Below are 14,464 nucleotides of genomic sequence, written 5' to 3'. Positions count from 1 at the left end.
AAATCTGTGGTAATATAACATCATAAGATAGTCATCTGAGTTGTTCGTAAGTTTGCTTTTTAATTTGGGCCTAACACTCTTTGATCAAGGGAGCCCAATGGGTTTTCTTGCAGCGTACACGCCTTATTTGAAGGACGTACAAAACAAGAAACAGGGCACCCACCTGTATATAACAGGCCGAATGATCAAGCTATTATAACTACGGCAATACGGACTCTATCGATACGCAAGACTTTGTCTTGCGTATTTTTATGCGCTTCTTTAAGGCCATTAATCAAATAAATCTAATTAATAATGATTAACGATCAAGTAAATGGTAGCTATATTAATAAAATATTTAAACCTATAATGATAAAATTGAAAAATTAAGTTACTATGTAATTAAGTATAAATCAGTGAAAGAGGTATAATGATGAAACATCAATTTTCAAGAAATGAACTTGCAATAGGACAACAAGGATTAGATTTATTAAAGAAACAAACGGTTGTCATATTAGGTGTTGGAGGCGTAGGTTCATTTGCTGCTGAAGCCTTAGCAAGAACAAATATAGGACATATTATATTAATAGATAAAGATGATGTTGATATTACAAACGTAAACAGACAGTTACATGCTCTAACTACAACTGTAGGTCAAAGTAAAGTTTCGCTTATGGAAGAACGCATTAAATTAATCAATCCAGATTGTAAAGTTACGCCTTTACATATGTTTTATACAGAAGAAACATATGAAGAAATTTTCGATAATTATGATATAGATTATTTTGTTGATGCTAGTGATACGATTATGTATAAAGTTCATTTAATGAAAGAATGTCTTGAAAGAGGAATTAAAGTAATTTCGAGTATGGGTGCTGCAAATAAAACAGACCCAACGCGTTTTACAATAGCTGATATTTCTAAAACGCATACTGATCCTATGGCTAAAATTATACGTCATAAATTGAAAAAATTAGGTATTCGTAAAGGTATAACTGTTGTATTTTCAGATGAAAGTCCAATAGTTATTAGAGAAGATGTAAAAGAAGTAGTAGGAGATAAAAATGCAATTAACCGAAAAGGACAAATGCCGCCTTCATCTAATGCTTTTGTACCAAGTGTAGTTGGATTAATTTGTGCGAGTTACGTCGTAAATGATGTATTAAAAGACATTCCTGTGCGACGTATTAAAGACAAAGGACAATAATTTTTATTAAAGTAAATTCAAATTAATAATAGCGCAGATATAATTGCATAAAAATAATAAAAACTGACTAGTTCTTAAATGTATCATACGATGCATCATGGCCTAGTCAGTTTTTATATGTTGTTAAGATTATAAATATTTTGAAATTGATTGAACATATTTTCTATGGTCTTTGCTTTAATAAATTGTTATATACTTCTTTAAATTGTTGTTCGCTTTTCGATGTTGTTTTTGGTTCATAATATATTTTGTTTTTAAGTTTATCAGGCAAATACTGTTGTGAAACATATCCGTTCACATATTGGTGTGGATATTTGTAGCCAATAGCATGCCCTAAATCTTTTGCACCTTGATAGTGTCCATCTTTTAAATGATTAGGAATTTGACCGACATTTCCTTTTCTAATATCTGATAATGCACTGTCAATAGCGCTCATTGCTGAGTTGGACTTAGGAGATAAACATAGTTCAATGACTGCTTGACTTAAAGGTATTCTGGCTTCAGGTAAACCAAGGCGCTCAGCTGATTCAATAGCAGCAAGTGTTCTTTGACCGGCATTTGGTGACGCTAAGCCGATATCCTCATAACTGATGACTAATAAACGTCGAACAATTGTAGGTAAATCTCCAGCTTCAATTAACCGTGCTAGATAATGTAAAGCAGCATTCACATCGCTACCGCGAATAGATTTTTGGAATGCGCTCATAACATCATAATGCATGTCTCCATCTTTATCACTTACAAATGCACCTTTTTGTAGACAATCTTTCGCATCTTGTAATGTAATGTGTCGATTTCCATCTTTATCTACTTCAGCACTCAATACAGCTAATTCAAGTGCATTTAAGGCACTTCGAACATCACCTTGACTTTGTGTAGAAAAGTAAATCATCGCATCTTCATCAATTTTTGGTTGGTATGTCTTTAATCCGTTCTCTTCATCTTCAACTGCACGATTTAATGCACGACGGACATCATCATCGTTAAGTGGATATAGTTCAAAAATTTGCGCTCTTGAGCGAATTGCAGGATTAATGGCATGATAAGGATTAGAAGTTGTAGCACCAATTAAAATGATTTTACCGTTTTCTAAATGTGGCAATAAAAAATCTTGTTTAGCTTTATCTAATCGATGTATTTCATCTAGTAGTAATATGACTTGACCAGACATTTTAGCTTCTTCTACAACGAGTTGCATATCCTTTTTCGTATTTGTTACCGCATTCAATTGTCTAAACTTGTATTGAGTGCTTCCAGAAATAGCTTTAGCAATACTTGTTTTTCCAATACCAGGTGGGCCATAAAAAATCATCGAGGATAATTTTTTAGTGTCAACCATTCTTCTAATAATGCCGCGTGGACCAACTAAATGTTGTTGGGATATAATTTCATCTATGTTTTTAGGGCGCATTCTCGACGCTAATGGTTCTGTACTCACATTTGTCACACCTTTCTAATACTATCTTAACGTAAAAAATGATAAAATGGGAATATGAATATTCGAATTAAGTGAGGTTATATAATGAAAATTTCTACTAAAGGGAGATATGGACTTACATTAATGATTTCCCTTGCTAAAAAAGAAGGGCAAGGATGTATATCATTAAAGTCAATCGCTGAAGAAAATAATTTAAGCGATTTGTATTTAGAACAACTCGTAGGTCCATTAAGAAATGCGGGATTAATTCGAAGTGTACGTGGTGCTAAAGGTGGCTATCAATTAAGAGTACCAGCGGAAGAAATCTCTGCAGGGGATATTATAAGATTATTAGAAGGTCCCATTACGTTTGTTGAAAGTATTGAATCAGAACCGCCCGCACAAAAGCAATTATGGATTCGTATGAGGGACGCTGTTAGAGACGTTTTAGATAATACGACATTGAAATATTTGGCGGAATATGTCGATACAAGTGAAGATTTAGATGGATACATGTTTTATATTTAATTATTTTTAGAGTTTGAAAATTAATATGAGAACTAAATTATATTATGTTTAAAACGCCTCCTTTGTGGTATATAAAATTATACATCAGAGGAGGTTTTACTATGGCAGATGAAAGTAAATTCGATCAATTTAAAGGAAACGTTAAAGAAACGGTAGGGAACGTAACAGATAATAAAGAATTAGAAAAAGAAGGACAAGAAGATAAAGCGGCTGGTAAAGCAAAAGAAGTCGTTGAAAATGCTAAAAACAAAATAACAGATGCAATTGACAAACTAAAAAAATAAATACAAATAATTTTTCACAAGAGGAGAGATAAATATGAGTTTTATGGATAAAGCTAAAGATGCAGTAGATAAATTTAAAAATAGTGACAATGAACAAGTTCAAAAAGTAAAAGATAAAATTAATGAATATACAGGTTCAAATAAAGAAGAGAAAAAAGAAGACGAAGATAAATAATTACATTTGAAAGTTAATATATCAAATAAAAACGTTATTTTTTCGTTAGCAATAAATAACTCCCCATTTCTTAAACATTCAAAAGTTTAATGGAAATGGGGAGATTTATATTTTCTCAAAAAATTTTACGGAAATTTATGACAATACATAAAGTAGATTAGGTAGCTAATCTGTTGAGGTTGAGACATAAAGTTTTTGTGCTCTGGGAAACCGATTAACGGCGTCCCAAAAGCAGGATTTTCGGCAGAAACTCTCACAATTCGACAAAATTTAGAAAACAATTTTGCTCATCGTTCTGTTCTGCTCAAATTCTAAACACTTTGTCCCGACCTCTTCCCTACAATTTTTATGGAAATATATAGTTGAGCGTATTCAAAATAAAAAAATTATTGCATTTTAAAATATTTTACTGGTTCATCTGATCTATAACGTTTTTAAATCTACGATACGATTCGATTTGCTTGTCTTTATCATAAATGTAACTTACGACCATTATTTCATTTACTTCACCATAAACATTAATAAAATTTTGAATCTGTTGTTTGACAGTATGTTCAGATCCGATTAATGAATGACGTTGTCTGTCCATGGCCATTGCGTATTCCCTCGGTGTTAACATACTTTGTAATTCATGTGTTGGAGGTTGAACTGGTTGCATTCTTCCTCGTGTTATACTAACCATCACTTGTGCCATTGTCGATGCTAGGAACTGTGCTTCGTCATCAGTTTCGGCAACAATTGCATTTAAGCAAACAATCACATATGGTTCATCTAATACATCAGAAGGTTCAAATAATTCTTTGTAAATTTCGATTGCCTCTTTCATTTGTTGAGGTGCAAAATGGCCTGCGAATACGTAAGGAAGTCCTTTACGAGCCGCTAAGTGAGCAGAGTCAGTCGACGAACCAAGAATATATAATGGTACATGTTTATCAACAGCTGGGTAAGCTCGTACATATGCTTGTTGGTTACTAGGACCAAAATATTGTTGTAATAATGACACTTCTTCAGGAAATTTATATACGCCATCATGTTGATCGCGTCTTAATGCGCTCGCTGTCATCATATCTGTTCCAGGTGCACGACCTAGTCCTAAATCAACGCGATTAGGGAATAATGTTTCCATAGTGCCAAATTGCTCGGCAACAATTAAAGGCGCATGGTTAGGCAACATGATACCTCCAGAGCCAACACGAATCTGTTTAGTATGTTCCAAAGTATGTTGAATTAATAGAGCTGTGGCAGAACTGACTAAATTTGGTGCATTATGATGTTCAGCAATCCAGTATCGTTCATATGATAAGTCATCTAAGTTTTGTGCGAGTGTTATCATATCAATAATTGCTGTACGTTCATTTTCACCTTCACGAATCGGTACAAGGTTTAAAGCTGAATATTTAATCGTCATTTTTGCAACGTCCTTTCATCTATATGATATAAGAAGTATACCAGTCGAATGTGAAGATAAATATAAAATTGCTCAATTTAAAAAGAGTTTTGTATCACATAATAGTAATTTTAAAAAATCTAGGATTACTGATTTTAAAAAACGACATAATTAAACTGCTAAAGTTTGAAAAGTCTCTCGATAAGGACGTAAAGAAAATGGTAAAATATAATTAAAAACATTATAAATAAAGTTAAACAGAAAAGTAGAAAAATAGTATGTAAGGTGCTATTATTGGAACATTGATAAAATTGTGAGGAGTGTCCAAACATGGAAATTTATGCAGATTATGCTGCGACCACGCCGGTAAAACCTGAAGTGATTGATGCGATGATGACAATATACAATTCTCATTATGGTAATCCATCTTCAATTCATGCTAAAGGTAGAGAAGCACGTAAATATTTAGATGAATCAAGACGTAAAATTGGCCAATTATTAGGTGCAAATACCCATGAAATTATATTTACAAGCGGTGCAACAGAATCAAATAATACTGCAATTAAAGGCATAGTAAAGGCGAATGAACAGTTAGGTAATCATATTATTACTTCAAAAATTGAACATCATTCCGTGTTACATGTATTCGAACAACTTGAACGAGAAGGATTTGATGTAACTTATCTTGATGTTGACGATACTGGTGCAATTGACTTAGACCAATTAGAAGAAACTATTACGGATAAGACAATTTTAGTATCGATTATGTTTGTAAATAATGAAGTTGGTACAGTTCAACAAATTTATGACATTCAAGATATTATTGCTGAAACTAATGCATATTTCCATGTTGATGCAGTACAAGCAATCGGGCATCTTGATGTAAAATTTGATGAATTTAATATTGATGCAATGAGTATTACTGCACATAAATTTGGTGGTCCTAAAGGTGTAGGTGCATTGCTGGTTAAAGATCACGTAACATTAGATTATCCTCAACTTGGTGGAGAACAAGAATTGAAGCGTCGTGCAGGAACTGAAAATCTTGCACAAATAGTTGGAATGGCTAAAGCATTACAATTAGCAGAAGAAAACAGAGACAATAACAATATTCATTTAATGAATTTGAAAGAGCAATTTTTAGTGAAGTTACAAGAAAGAGCTATTCCGTTTGAATTAAATGGTTCTATGACGGAGTCAACAGGGCATATTGTAAATCTTTATTTCCCATTTGTTGAAGTGGAAACAATGTTAACGTTACTGGATATGGCTCAAGTTTATGTTTCATCAGGTTCAGCTTGTACAGCAGGATCAACGCAACCATCTCATGTTTTAGATGCGATGTTTGAAGATGAAGAACGTTCAAATCATTCAATTAGATTTAGTTTTAACGAATTAACTACTGAAAATGAAATCAATACAATTGTAGCTGAAATTCACAAAATATATTTTAAATTTAAGGAGGAGTCATAGGTGTCAAATAAAGATGTTCGTGTTGTGGTCGGCATGTCAGGCGGTGTAGATAGTTCTGTAACAGCACATGTATTAAAAGAGCAAGGTTATGATGTCATAGGCATATTTATGAAAAACTGGGACGATACAGATGAAAATGGTGTGTGTACAGCTACAGAAGATTACAATGATGTTATTGAAGTTTGTAATCAAATAGGCATTCCATACTATGCTGTGAATTTCGAGAAAGAATACTGGGATAAAGTATTTACGTATTTCTTAGATGAATATAAAAAAGGACGCACACCAAACCCAGATGTAATGTGTAATAAAGAAATTAAATTTAAAGCATTTTTAGATCATGCGATGAATTTAGGTGCGGATTATGTGGCAACAGGACATTATGCACGTATTCGTCGTCATGAAGATGGACATGTTGAAATGTTGCGAGGCGTTGATAATAATAAAGATCAAACGTATTTCTTAAATCAATTGTCTCAAGATCAACTTTCAAATGTAATGTTCCCAATCGGAGATATCGAAAAGAGTGAAGTACGTCGTATTGCTGAGGAACAAGGACTTGTTACTGCCAAGAAAAAAGACTCAACTGGTATTTGTTTTATCGGTGAGAAAAACTTTAAAACATTCTTGTCTCAATATTTACCTGCACAACCAGGCGATATGGTAACACTTGATGGTAAAAAAATGGGTAAACATAGTGGTTTGATGTATTATACGATTGGCCAACGACATGGATTAGGTATCGGTGGTGATGGTGATCCTTGGTTTGTAGTTGGTAAAAATTTAAAAGACAATATTCTATATGTAGAACAAGGTTTCCATCACAATGCGCTTTACAGTGATTACCTTATTGCTTCTGATTATTCGTTTGTTAATCCTGAAGATAATGATTTAGAAAATGGTTTTGAATGTACTGCGAAATTTAGATATCGACAAAAAGATACTAAAGTTTTTGTAAAGCGTGAAAATGAACATGCTATACGTGTTACTTTTGATGAACCTGTAAGAGCAATCACACCGGGACAAGCTGTTGTCTTTTATCAAGGTGATGTTTGTCTTGGAGGAGCAACAATTGATGATGTATATAAAAATGCAGGCCAACTAAATTATGTCGTATAAATTTTTGTGATATAAATGATTAAGTAATATTATATATATGATATGTGATTTTTAACCCATCATGTTGCGAGTCGGACAGTGTAGAGCCACTAATGATTTACTATGTAGTGGTTCTTACACATTAGCCACAACTAATGTGTACTTAAAAATAGGAATACATGAGTAAAACTCATGCATAAGAAATACTAATTTCTAAAGAAAAAGTATTGCTTTATGTTGGGGCCCCAACACAGAAGCTGGCGGAAAGCCAGTTTACAATAATGTGCAAGTTGGGGCCCCCCGCCAATATAACATTGAAGAGCCTAGGACGTTTATGTCTCAGGCTCGCTTTGTATTGGATGAAAAATACATAATAATATCAAATTACAACTGTCATAAGATTTGAGACAGGATAATTATCGAAATGTTATAATTGTTAAGAAATGAGGTTCGGACATGATAGATCAACATACAATATATCAATACATTCAAAATGGGCAAATAGAAGCTGCGTTACAAGCACTTTTCGATAATATCGAAGAAGATCCTACTATAATTGAAAACTATATTAATGCCGGTATTGTTTTAGCAGATGCAAATGAGATTGAAAAAGCAGAACGATTTTTCCAGAAAGCTTTAACAATCGATTCACAAAATGGTATTGTTTTTTATAATTTAGCTAACATATATTACAATCAACAACGTTATCAAGAATCGATTAAATTATACCAACAAGCGTTGCGAACAAACATTGAACAAGTTGATTGTAACTATATGATTGGTATGGCGTTTAATCAATTAGAAGCATTTAAACAAGCCTTACCATTTTTAATGACTGCTGCTGAATTAGATGAAAATAATGATATAGAAGTTCAATTTCAATATGGTCTTGTCTTATGTCAACTTGAAATGTTCGATGAAGCTATTACACAACTTAAACATGTTTTAACTATTGATGAAAATCATGTTGATGCAAGATACAACTTAGGCTTAGCAACATTTATGAAAAATGAAGATATTGACGAAGCTATCGGCCATTTTAAAGAAGCGGTAAGAATTGACCCTAAACATTTGTTAAGTCAACACGCATTGAAAACATTCACCACAATGAAAGAGGAGGAATAGTATGTCAGACCCTACACTATTTGATTATTCGATGATCAAGGGTACTGTTGAAGCAATATTGTTTCAAAACAGTGATAATTTTTACACGGTACTCAAAGTAGATACCATTGAAACAAATGAAGATTTTGACACAATGCCGACAGTCGTAGGGTTTCTTCCAAATATTGTTGAAGGAGATGTCTACACATTTAAAGGACAAGTTGTTGAACATCCTCGTTATGGTAAACAATTAAAAGCCGAAACATTTGAAAAAGAATTACCACAAACGAAAGAAGCTATCATAAGTTATTTATCAAGTGAATTGTTTAAAGGTGTAGGTAAAAAAACTGCTCAAAATATTGTAAATACGCTTGGTGAAAATGCGATTAACGATATATTAGACGATCCAACTGTATTGGAAAAAGTTTCAGGGTTACCGAAAAAGAAACAAAAGCAAATTGCAGAACAAATTTCAGCAAATCAAGAATCAGAAAAAATTATGATTCGTTTGCATGACTTAGGATTCGGTCCTAAACTTTCAATGGCAATTTATCAATTTTATCTTGGAGACACATTATCGATTTTAGATCAAAACCCATATCAATTAATTTACGATATTAAAGGTATTGGTTTTAACAAGGCAGATCAACTTGCTAGAAATATTGGGATAGCATTTAACGATAATGAGCGATTAAAAGCAGCATTGCTTTATACATTAGAGGAAGAATGTATAAAACAAGGGCATACGTATTTGCCAATTAATGTTGTAATTGATTTAACTGCTGATGTATTAAATTATCAAGACACTGAGTACATCGATTCTGAAAAGTTAGATGAAATGTTGCAATTTTTGAATGAAGAAAAGAAATTAATCATTGATAATGAGCAGGTGGCAATTCCTAGCTTGTACTACTCAGAAATCAAAAGCGTTCAAAATTTATTTCGAATAAAGACGCATACAAATAAACTTACTGAAATTGAACAATCCGATTTACAAATGCATATTGGTGATATTGAAGATGCAAATCAAGTGAACTATGCAGCTTCACAAAGAGAAGCTTTACAAACAGCAATTAATTCTAAAGTAATGTTGTTAACTGGAGGTCCTGGTACTGGGAAAACAACAGTAATTAAAGGCATAGTAGAATTGTACGCAGAAATTCATGGTTTATCTTTAGATTATGATGATTATGTTAACGACGACTACCCTGTCGTATTAGCAGCGCCAACAGGAAGAGCATCAAAACGTCTACAAGAGTCTACCGGATTAGAGGCAATGACCATTCATCGCTTAATTGGTTGGAATCAAGATACAAAGCCAGAAGATATTTTAGATAATGAGATAAATGCACGATTAATTATTATTGATGAAATGTCAATGGTGGATACATGGCTGTTTCATCAGTTTTTAAGTGCGGTTCCTTTAGATGCACAATTAATATTTGTAGGTGATGAAGATCAACTGCCTTCAGTAGGTCCTGGACAAGTTTTTAAAGATTTAATTGAATCTAAAGCGATTCCTAGAGTGAATCTAACAGAAGTTTACCGACAACAAGATGGTTCAAGTATCATTGAATTAGCACATCGAATGAAATTAGGGCAGAAAATTGATATTACACAACGTTTTCATGATCGTAGTTTTATTAATTGCCAAGCTAATCAAATTCCTGACGTTGTTGAAAAAGTAGTAACTAGTGCAGTTAATAAAGGATATACGATGGCAGATATCCAAGTTCTTGCACCAATGTATAAAGGAAATGCTGGTATTAAAAGATTAAATCAAGTTTTACAAGATATATTAAATCCTAAAGAAAAAGACACACGTGAAATTGAATTTGGTGATGTTGTATTTAGAAAAGGAGATAAAGTTCTACAACTTGTTAATCGACCTAATGACAATATATTTAATGGTGATATAGGTGTTATCGTTGGCATTTTTTGGGCTAAGGAAAATGCACTTAATAAAGATGTCCTTGTGGTTGATTTTGAAGGTAATGAAATTACATTTACAAAACAAGATATGATGGAGTTAACACATGCATATTGTACATCGATTCATAAATCACAAGGTTCAGAATTTCCAATTGTTATTATGCCGATTGTAAAACAATATTTTAGAATGTTACAAAGACCTATCTTATACACAGGTTTAACTAGGGCTAAAACAAGTTTGGTTTTACTGGGTGATCCAGAAGCATTTGATATTGGTTTGAAAACAAACGGGCAAGAACGTTTAACGCAGTTGTGCACATTATTAAAAGGATATTTTAATAATGACTCAGTTGAAAGTACGCTGTCCATTGTTGAAAACAGTACAAGTTCTAAACAAAATGATTCAACTGAGAGTGAAGATAATCAGATTGAATCACTGAACGATAACCCTGAAGAAGACTTATCTGAAAATGTATCAGCACAAAAAAGCAATATTGTTCTAACTGAAGCTACTATATTTAAAATAGATCCTATGATTAATATGGGGGAAATCACACCATATGACTTCATAGAACGTTGACAACAGGCATAAATGTCACTAAAATAGAATTAAATTCGTATAAAGATGAGTAGTTAATGATTTGTATCTTAGAGATGTGCTGGTTGGTGTAAAGTACAACAAACATTAGTGAACGCTACTTTATGCACAACTGTATAGTCGATTTAAAGTGATAAGCGTACATAATATGCTTATAACTAGGGTGGTACCGCGATAACGTTCGTCCCTTTTGAGGATGGGCGTTTTTTATGTTTTATAAGATAAAACATATGCAAATTTTTTGTCGACGGTATAATTAAATCGATTATCTGTGTCATCAATTTTTATGGAATGAAATTTTAAAAACAGTAAATAGGATGTGTAAATGATGAAAAAGTTAAAAGCGAGTGAAATTAGACAAAAATATCTTGATTTCTTTGTTGAAAAAGGACATATGGTAGAACCTTCAGCACCTTTAGTACCGATTGATGATGATACATTATTATGGATTAATTCAGGTGTAGCAACATTAAAGAAATATTTTGATGGTCGTGAAATACCTAAAAAACCTAGAATTGTAAATTCTCAAAAAGCAATTCGTACAAATGATATTGAAAATGTTGGTTTCACAGCGCGTCACCATACATTCTTTGAAATGTTAGGTAACTTCTCAATTGGTGATTACTTTAAAAAAGAAGCGATTGAATTTGCTTGGGAATTTTTGACAAGTGACAAATGGATGGGTATGGAACCAGATAAGCTGTATGTCACAATTCATCCAGAAGATATGGAAGCATATAATATTTGGCATAATGATATCGGTCTTGAAGAAAGTCGTATTATTCGTATTGAAGGTAACTTCTGGGACATTGGTGAAGGACCTTCTGGACCAAATACTGAGATTTTCTATGATCGTGGTGAAGCATACGGGCAAGATGACCCAGCTGAAGAAATGTATCCTGGTGGAGAAAATGAACGTTATCTTGAAGTTTGGAATTTAGTGTTCAGTGAATTCAACCATAATAAAGATCACAGTTACACACCATTACCTAATAAAAATATTGATACCGGCATGGGGCTTGAACGTATGGCCTCAGTATCTCAAAATGTTCGTACAAACTATGAAACAGATTTATTCATGCCAATTATGAATGAAATTGAAAAAGTATCAGGCAAACAATATTTAGTGAATAATGAGCAAGATGTGGCTTTTAAAGTTATTGCTGATCATATCCGTACAATTGCATTTGCGATTTCAGATGGTGCTTTGCCTGCAAATGAAGGACGAGGCTATGTGTTACGACGCTTATTACGTCGTGCTGTAAGATTTAGTCAAACATTAGGAATCAACGAACCATTTATGTATAAATTAGTTGATATTGTTGCAGATATTATGGAACCTTACTATCCAAATGTTAAAGAAAAAGCAGATTTTATTAAGCGTGTTATTAAATCTGAAGAAGAGCGATTCCATGAAACATTAGAAGATGGCTTAGCAATTTTAAATGAATTAATTAAGAATGCGAAAACATCAACTAATGAAATTGATGGTAAAGATGCCTTTAAATTATATGATACGTATGGTTTCCCAATTGAATTGACAGAGGAAATTGCACTTCAAGAAGGATTAAATGTTGATATGACTACATTTGAGTCGGAAATGCAACAACAACGTAATCGAGCACGTCAAGCACGTCAAAATTCTCAATCAATGCAAGTTCAAAGTGAAGTATTGAAAAATATTACGACTGAAAGTACATTTGTTGGCTACGAAACTGCCACAGCACAAACTACTTTAACAAACTTAATTTATAATGGTGAAGAAGTTAACCAAGTTGAAGCGGGCGAAACAGTGTATTTCACGTTAACAGAAACACCATTTTATGCGGTAAGTGGTGGCCAAGTTGCAGATACAGGTATAGTATTTAACGATAATTTTGAAATAGCTGTTAGCGAAGTAACAAAAGCACCAAATGGTCAAAACTTGCATAAAGGTGTTGTACAATTTGGTCAAGTTAATGTCGGCGCAAATGTGTCTGCTGAAGTTAACCAAAATGACCGACGTGACATTCAAAAGAACCATAGTGCTACACATTTACTACATGCTGCACTTAAAACTGTGCTAGGTGAACATGTTAACCAAGCAGGTTCTTTAGTAGAAGCAGATCGTTTACGATTTGATTTTTCTCATTTTGGACCTATGACAGATGAAGAAATTGATCAAGTTGAACGTTTAGTTAATGAAGAAATTTGGAAAGGTATCGACGTAAATATTCAAGAAATGGATATTGCATCTGCTAAAGAAATGGGTGCGATGGCGTTATTTGGTGAGAAATATGGCGATGTTGTACGTGTAGTAAATATGGCGCCATTTTCAATTGAATTATGTGGTGGTATCCATGTACGCAATACTTCTGAAATTGGTTTGTTCAAAATTGTAAGTGAGTCAGGTACAGGTGCAGGTGTTCGTAGAATTGAAGCTTTAACTGGAAAAGCAGCATTTTTATATTTGGAAGGCATTCAAAATAAATTTAATACTATGAAGTCACATCTTAAAGTTAAATCGGATGATCAAGTTGTTGATAAATTGACTCAATTACAAGACGAAGAGAAAAACTTATTAAAACAACTAGAACAACGTGATAAAGAAATTACAGCGCTTAAAATGGGTAATATTGATGATCAAGTAGAAGAGATTAATGGCTTTAAAGTATTGGTAACGGAAGTTGATGTGCCAAATGCCAAAGCAATTCGCTCGACAATGGATGATTTTAAATCTAAACTACAAGATACAATTATCATTCTTGCAAGTAATGTTGATGATAAAGTATCAATGGTTGCAACTGTCCCTAAATCTTTAACGAACCAAGTTAAAGCTGGTGACCTTATAAAAGAAATGGCACCAATCGTTGGCGGTAAAGGTGGCGGTCGTCCAGATATGGCTCAAGGTGGCGGTACACAACCTGAAAATATCTCAAAATCATTAAGCTTTATTAAAGATTACATTAAAAATCTATAATTTAAAGCCATAATATTGTATGATGATAGTGAGTTATATTTGTAATTAAAGGAGTGTCGCAAATGGAAAACTTTGATAAAACAATGAAATTCGACTATGAAGAGCTTCCAACACAAGACGTTAGAGATGTTTTAAATAATGTTTATCGTACATTAGATGAACGAGGATATAATGCCGTTAACCAAATCGTTGGTTACTTATTATCAGGCGACCCTGCGTATATTCCACGCCAAAATGAAGCAAGAAACCAAATTCGTCATATCGATAGAGATGTCATTATGGAAGAACTTGTTTCATACTATTTAAAAGAGCAAAATAAATAA

At 33.1% G+C, this 14,464-nt stretch carries 12 protein-coding genes and 1 other RNA gene; 11 read left to right on the top strand and 2 right to left on the bottom strand.

The window, feature by feature from the left end; genetic code table 11:
- Positions 1-29: 29 nt before the first annotated feature.
- Positions 30-220: non-coding RNA, 6S RNA (gene ssrS / locus ML436_07900), on the top strand.
- A gap of 192 nt (positions 221-412) precedes the next feature.
- A complete protein-coding gene (locus tag ML436_07895) occupies positions 413-1,186 on the top strand; it encodes a tRNA threonylcarbamoyladenosine dehydratase (protein ID UMT77123.1) in 774 nt (257 codons plus the stop codon).
- A gap of 163 nt (positions 1,187-1,349) precedes the next feature.
- On the opposite strand, the gene ML436_07890 is transcribed toward ML436_07895, so the two are convergent.
- The gene (locus ML436_07890; protein ID UMT77122.1) at positions 1,350-2,624 is read right to left on the bottom strand and encodes a replication-associated recombination protein A; all 1,275 of its coding nucleotides are present in this window, start codon (positions 2,622-2,624) and stop codon (positions 1,350-1,352) included.
- Between the two features lie 84 nt (positions 2,625-2,708).
- Between ML436_07890 and ML436_07885 the strand changes: the two genes are divergently transcribed.
- The 3 genes from ML436_07885 to ML436_07875 all read left to right on the top strand — a co-directional run bounded on the left by ML436_07885 (position 2,709) and on the right by ML436_07875 (position 3,590).
- Positions 2,709-3,131, top strand: coding sequence for an Rrf2 family transcriptional regulator (locus ML436_07885; GenBank protein UMT77121.1), 423 nt, complete (start codon positions 2,709-2,711; stop codon positions 3,129-3,131).
- 101 nt (positions 3,132-3,232) lie between these two features.
- Positions 3,233-3,415 carry a CsbD family protein gene (locus ML436_07880; protein UMT77120.1) on the top strand — a complete coding sequence of 61 codons (183 nt, stop codon included), beginning with the start codon at positions 3,233-3,235 and terminating at the stop codon, positions 3,413-3,415.
- A 34-nt stretch (positions 3,416-3,449) separates the two neighbouring features.
- Positions 3,450-3,590 carry a hypothetical protein gene (locus ML436_07875; protein ID UMT77119.1) on the top strand — a complete coding sequence of 47 codons (141 nt, stop codon included), beginning with the start codon at positions 3,450-3,452 and terminating at the stop codon, positions 3,588-3,590.
- Positions 3,591-3,996: 406 nt separating this feature from the next.
- Here the strand turns inward: ML436_07875 and ML436_07870 are convergent, their stop codons facing one another.
- The gene (locus ML436_07870) at positions 3,997-4,998 is read right to left on the bottom strand and encodes an LLM class flavin-dependent oxidoreductase (GenBank protein UMT77118.1); all 1,002 of its coding nucleotides are present in this window, start codon (positions 4,996-4,998) and stop codon (positions 3,997-3,999) included.
- 309 nt (positions 4,999-5,307) lie between these two features.
- Between ML436_07870 and ML436_07865 the strand changes: the two genes are divergently transcribed.
- The 6 genes from ML436_07865 (at position 5,308) to ML436_07840 (ending at position 14,464) form a co-directional block, all read left to right on the top strand.
- A complete protein-coding gene (locus ML436_07865) occupies positions 5,308-6,450 on the top strand; it encodes a cysteine desulfurase (GenBank protein UMT77117.1) in 1,143 nt (380 codons plus the stop codon).
- The gene (mnmA, locus tag ML436_07860) at positions 6,451-7,569 is read left to right on the top strand and encodes a tRNA 2-thiouridine(34) synthase MnmA (protein ID UMT77116.1); all 1,119 of its coding nucleotides are present in this window, start codon (positions 6,451-6,453) and stop codon (positions 7,567-7,569) included. It begins immediately after the preceding gene.
- A 435-nt stretch (positions 7,570-8,004) separates the two neighbouring features.
- Complete coding sequence (locus ML436_07855) at positions 8,005-8,673, top strand: tetratricopeptide repeat protein (GenBank protein UMT77115.1); 669 nt, start codon at positions 8,005-8,007, stop codon at positions 8,671-8,673.
- Position 8,674: 1 nt separating this feature from the next.
- Positions 8,675-11,164, top strand: a complete 2,490-nt coding sequence (locus ML436_07850; protein ID UMT77114.1) for an ATP-dependent RecD-like DNA helicase — start codon at positions 8,675-8,677, stop codon at positions 11,162-11,164.
- A 346-nt stretch (positions 11,165-11,510) separates the two neighbouring features.
- Positions 11,511-14,141: an alanine--tRNA ligase gene (alaS, locus tag ML436_07845; protein UMT77113.1), complete on the top strand. Its 2,631-nt coding sequence runs from the start codon at positions 11,511-11,513 to the stop codon at positions 14,139-14,141.
- A gap of 62 nt (positions 14,142-14,203) precedes the next feature.
- The gene (locus ML436_07840; protein ID UMT77112.1) at positions 14,204-14,464 is read left to right on the top strand and encodes an IreB family regulatory phosphoprotein; all 261 of its coding nucleotides are present in this window, start codon (positions 14,204-14,206) and stop codon (positions 14,462-14,464) included.

The organism is Staphylococcus roterodami, from assembly GCA_022493055.1.
In the GTDB taxonomy this organism is placed as follows: Bacteria; Bacillota; Bacilli; order Staphylococcales; family Staphylococcaceae; genus Staphylococcus; species Staphylococcus singaporensis.
Note: the sequence above shows the minus strand (reverse complement) of the source record. Positions and strands in the feature narration are given on the sequence as shown.

Excerpts from the sequence above, each read along its gene's own strand:
- ML436_07895 (UMT77123.1), top strand. The coding sequence starts at position 413 with ATGAAACATCAATTTTCAAGAAATGAACTTGCAATAGGACAACAAGGA.
- ML436_07885 (UMT77121.1), top strand. The coding sequence starts at position 2,709 with ATGAAAATTTCTACTAAAGGGAGATATGGACTTACATTAATGATTTCC.
- ML436_07880 (UMT77120.1), top strand. The coding sequence starts at position 3,233 with ATGGCAGATGAAAGTAAATTCGATCAATTTAAAGGAAACGTTAAAGAA.
- ML436_07875 (UMT77119.1), top strand. The coding sequence starts at position 3,450 with ATGAGTTTTATGGATAAAGCTAAAGATGCAGTAGATAAATTTAAAAAT.
- ML436_07870 (UMT77118.1), bottom strand. The coding sequence starts at position 4,998 with ATGACGATTAAATATTCAGCTTTAAACCTTGTACCGATTCGTGAAGGT.
- ML436_07865 (UMT77117.1), top strand. The coding sequence starts at position 5,308 with ATGGAAATTTATGCAGATTATGCTGCGACCACGCCGGTAAAACCTGAA.
- ML436_07855 (UMT77115.1), top strand. The coding sequence starts at position 8,005 with ATGATAGATCAACATACAATATATCAATACATTCAAAATGGGCAAATA.
- ML436_07850 (UMT77114.1), top strand. The coding sequence starts at position 8,675 with ATGTCAGACCCTACACTATTTGATTATTCGATGATCAAGGGTACTGTT.
- alaS (UMT77113.1), top strand. The coding sequence starts at position 11,511 with ATGAAAAAGTTAAAAGCGAGTGAAATTAGACAAAAATATCTTGATTTC.
- ML436_07840 (UMT77112.1), top strand. The coding sequence starts at position 14,204 with ATGGAAAACTTTGATAAAACAATGAAATTCGACTATGAAGAGCTTCCA.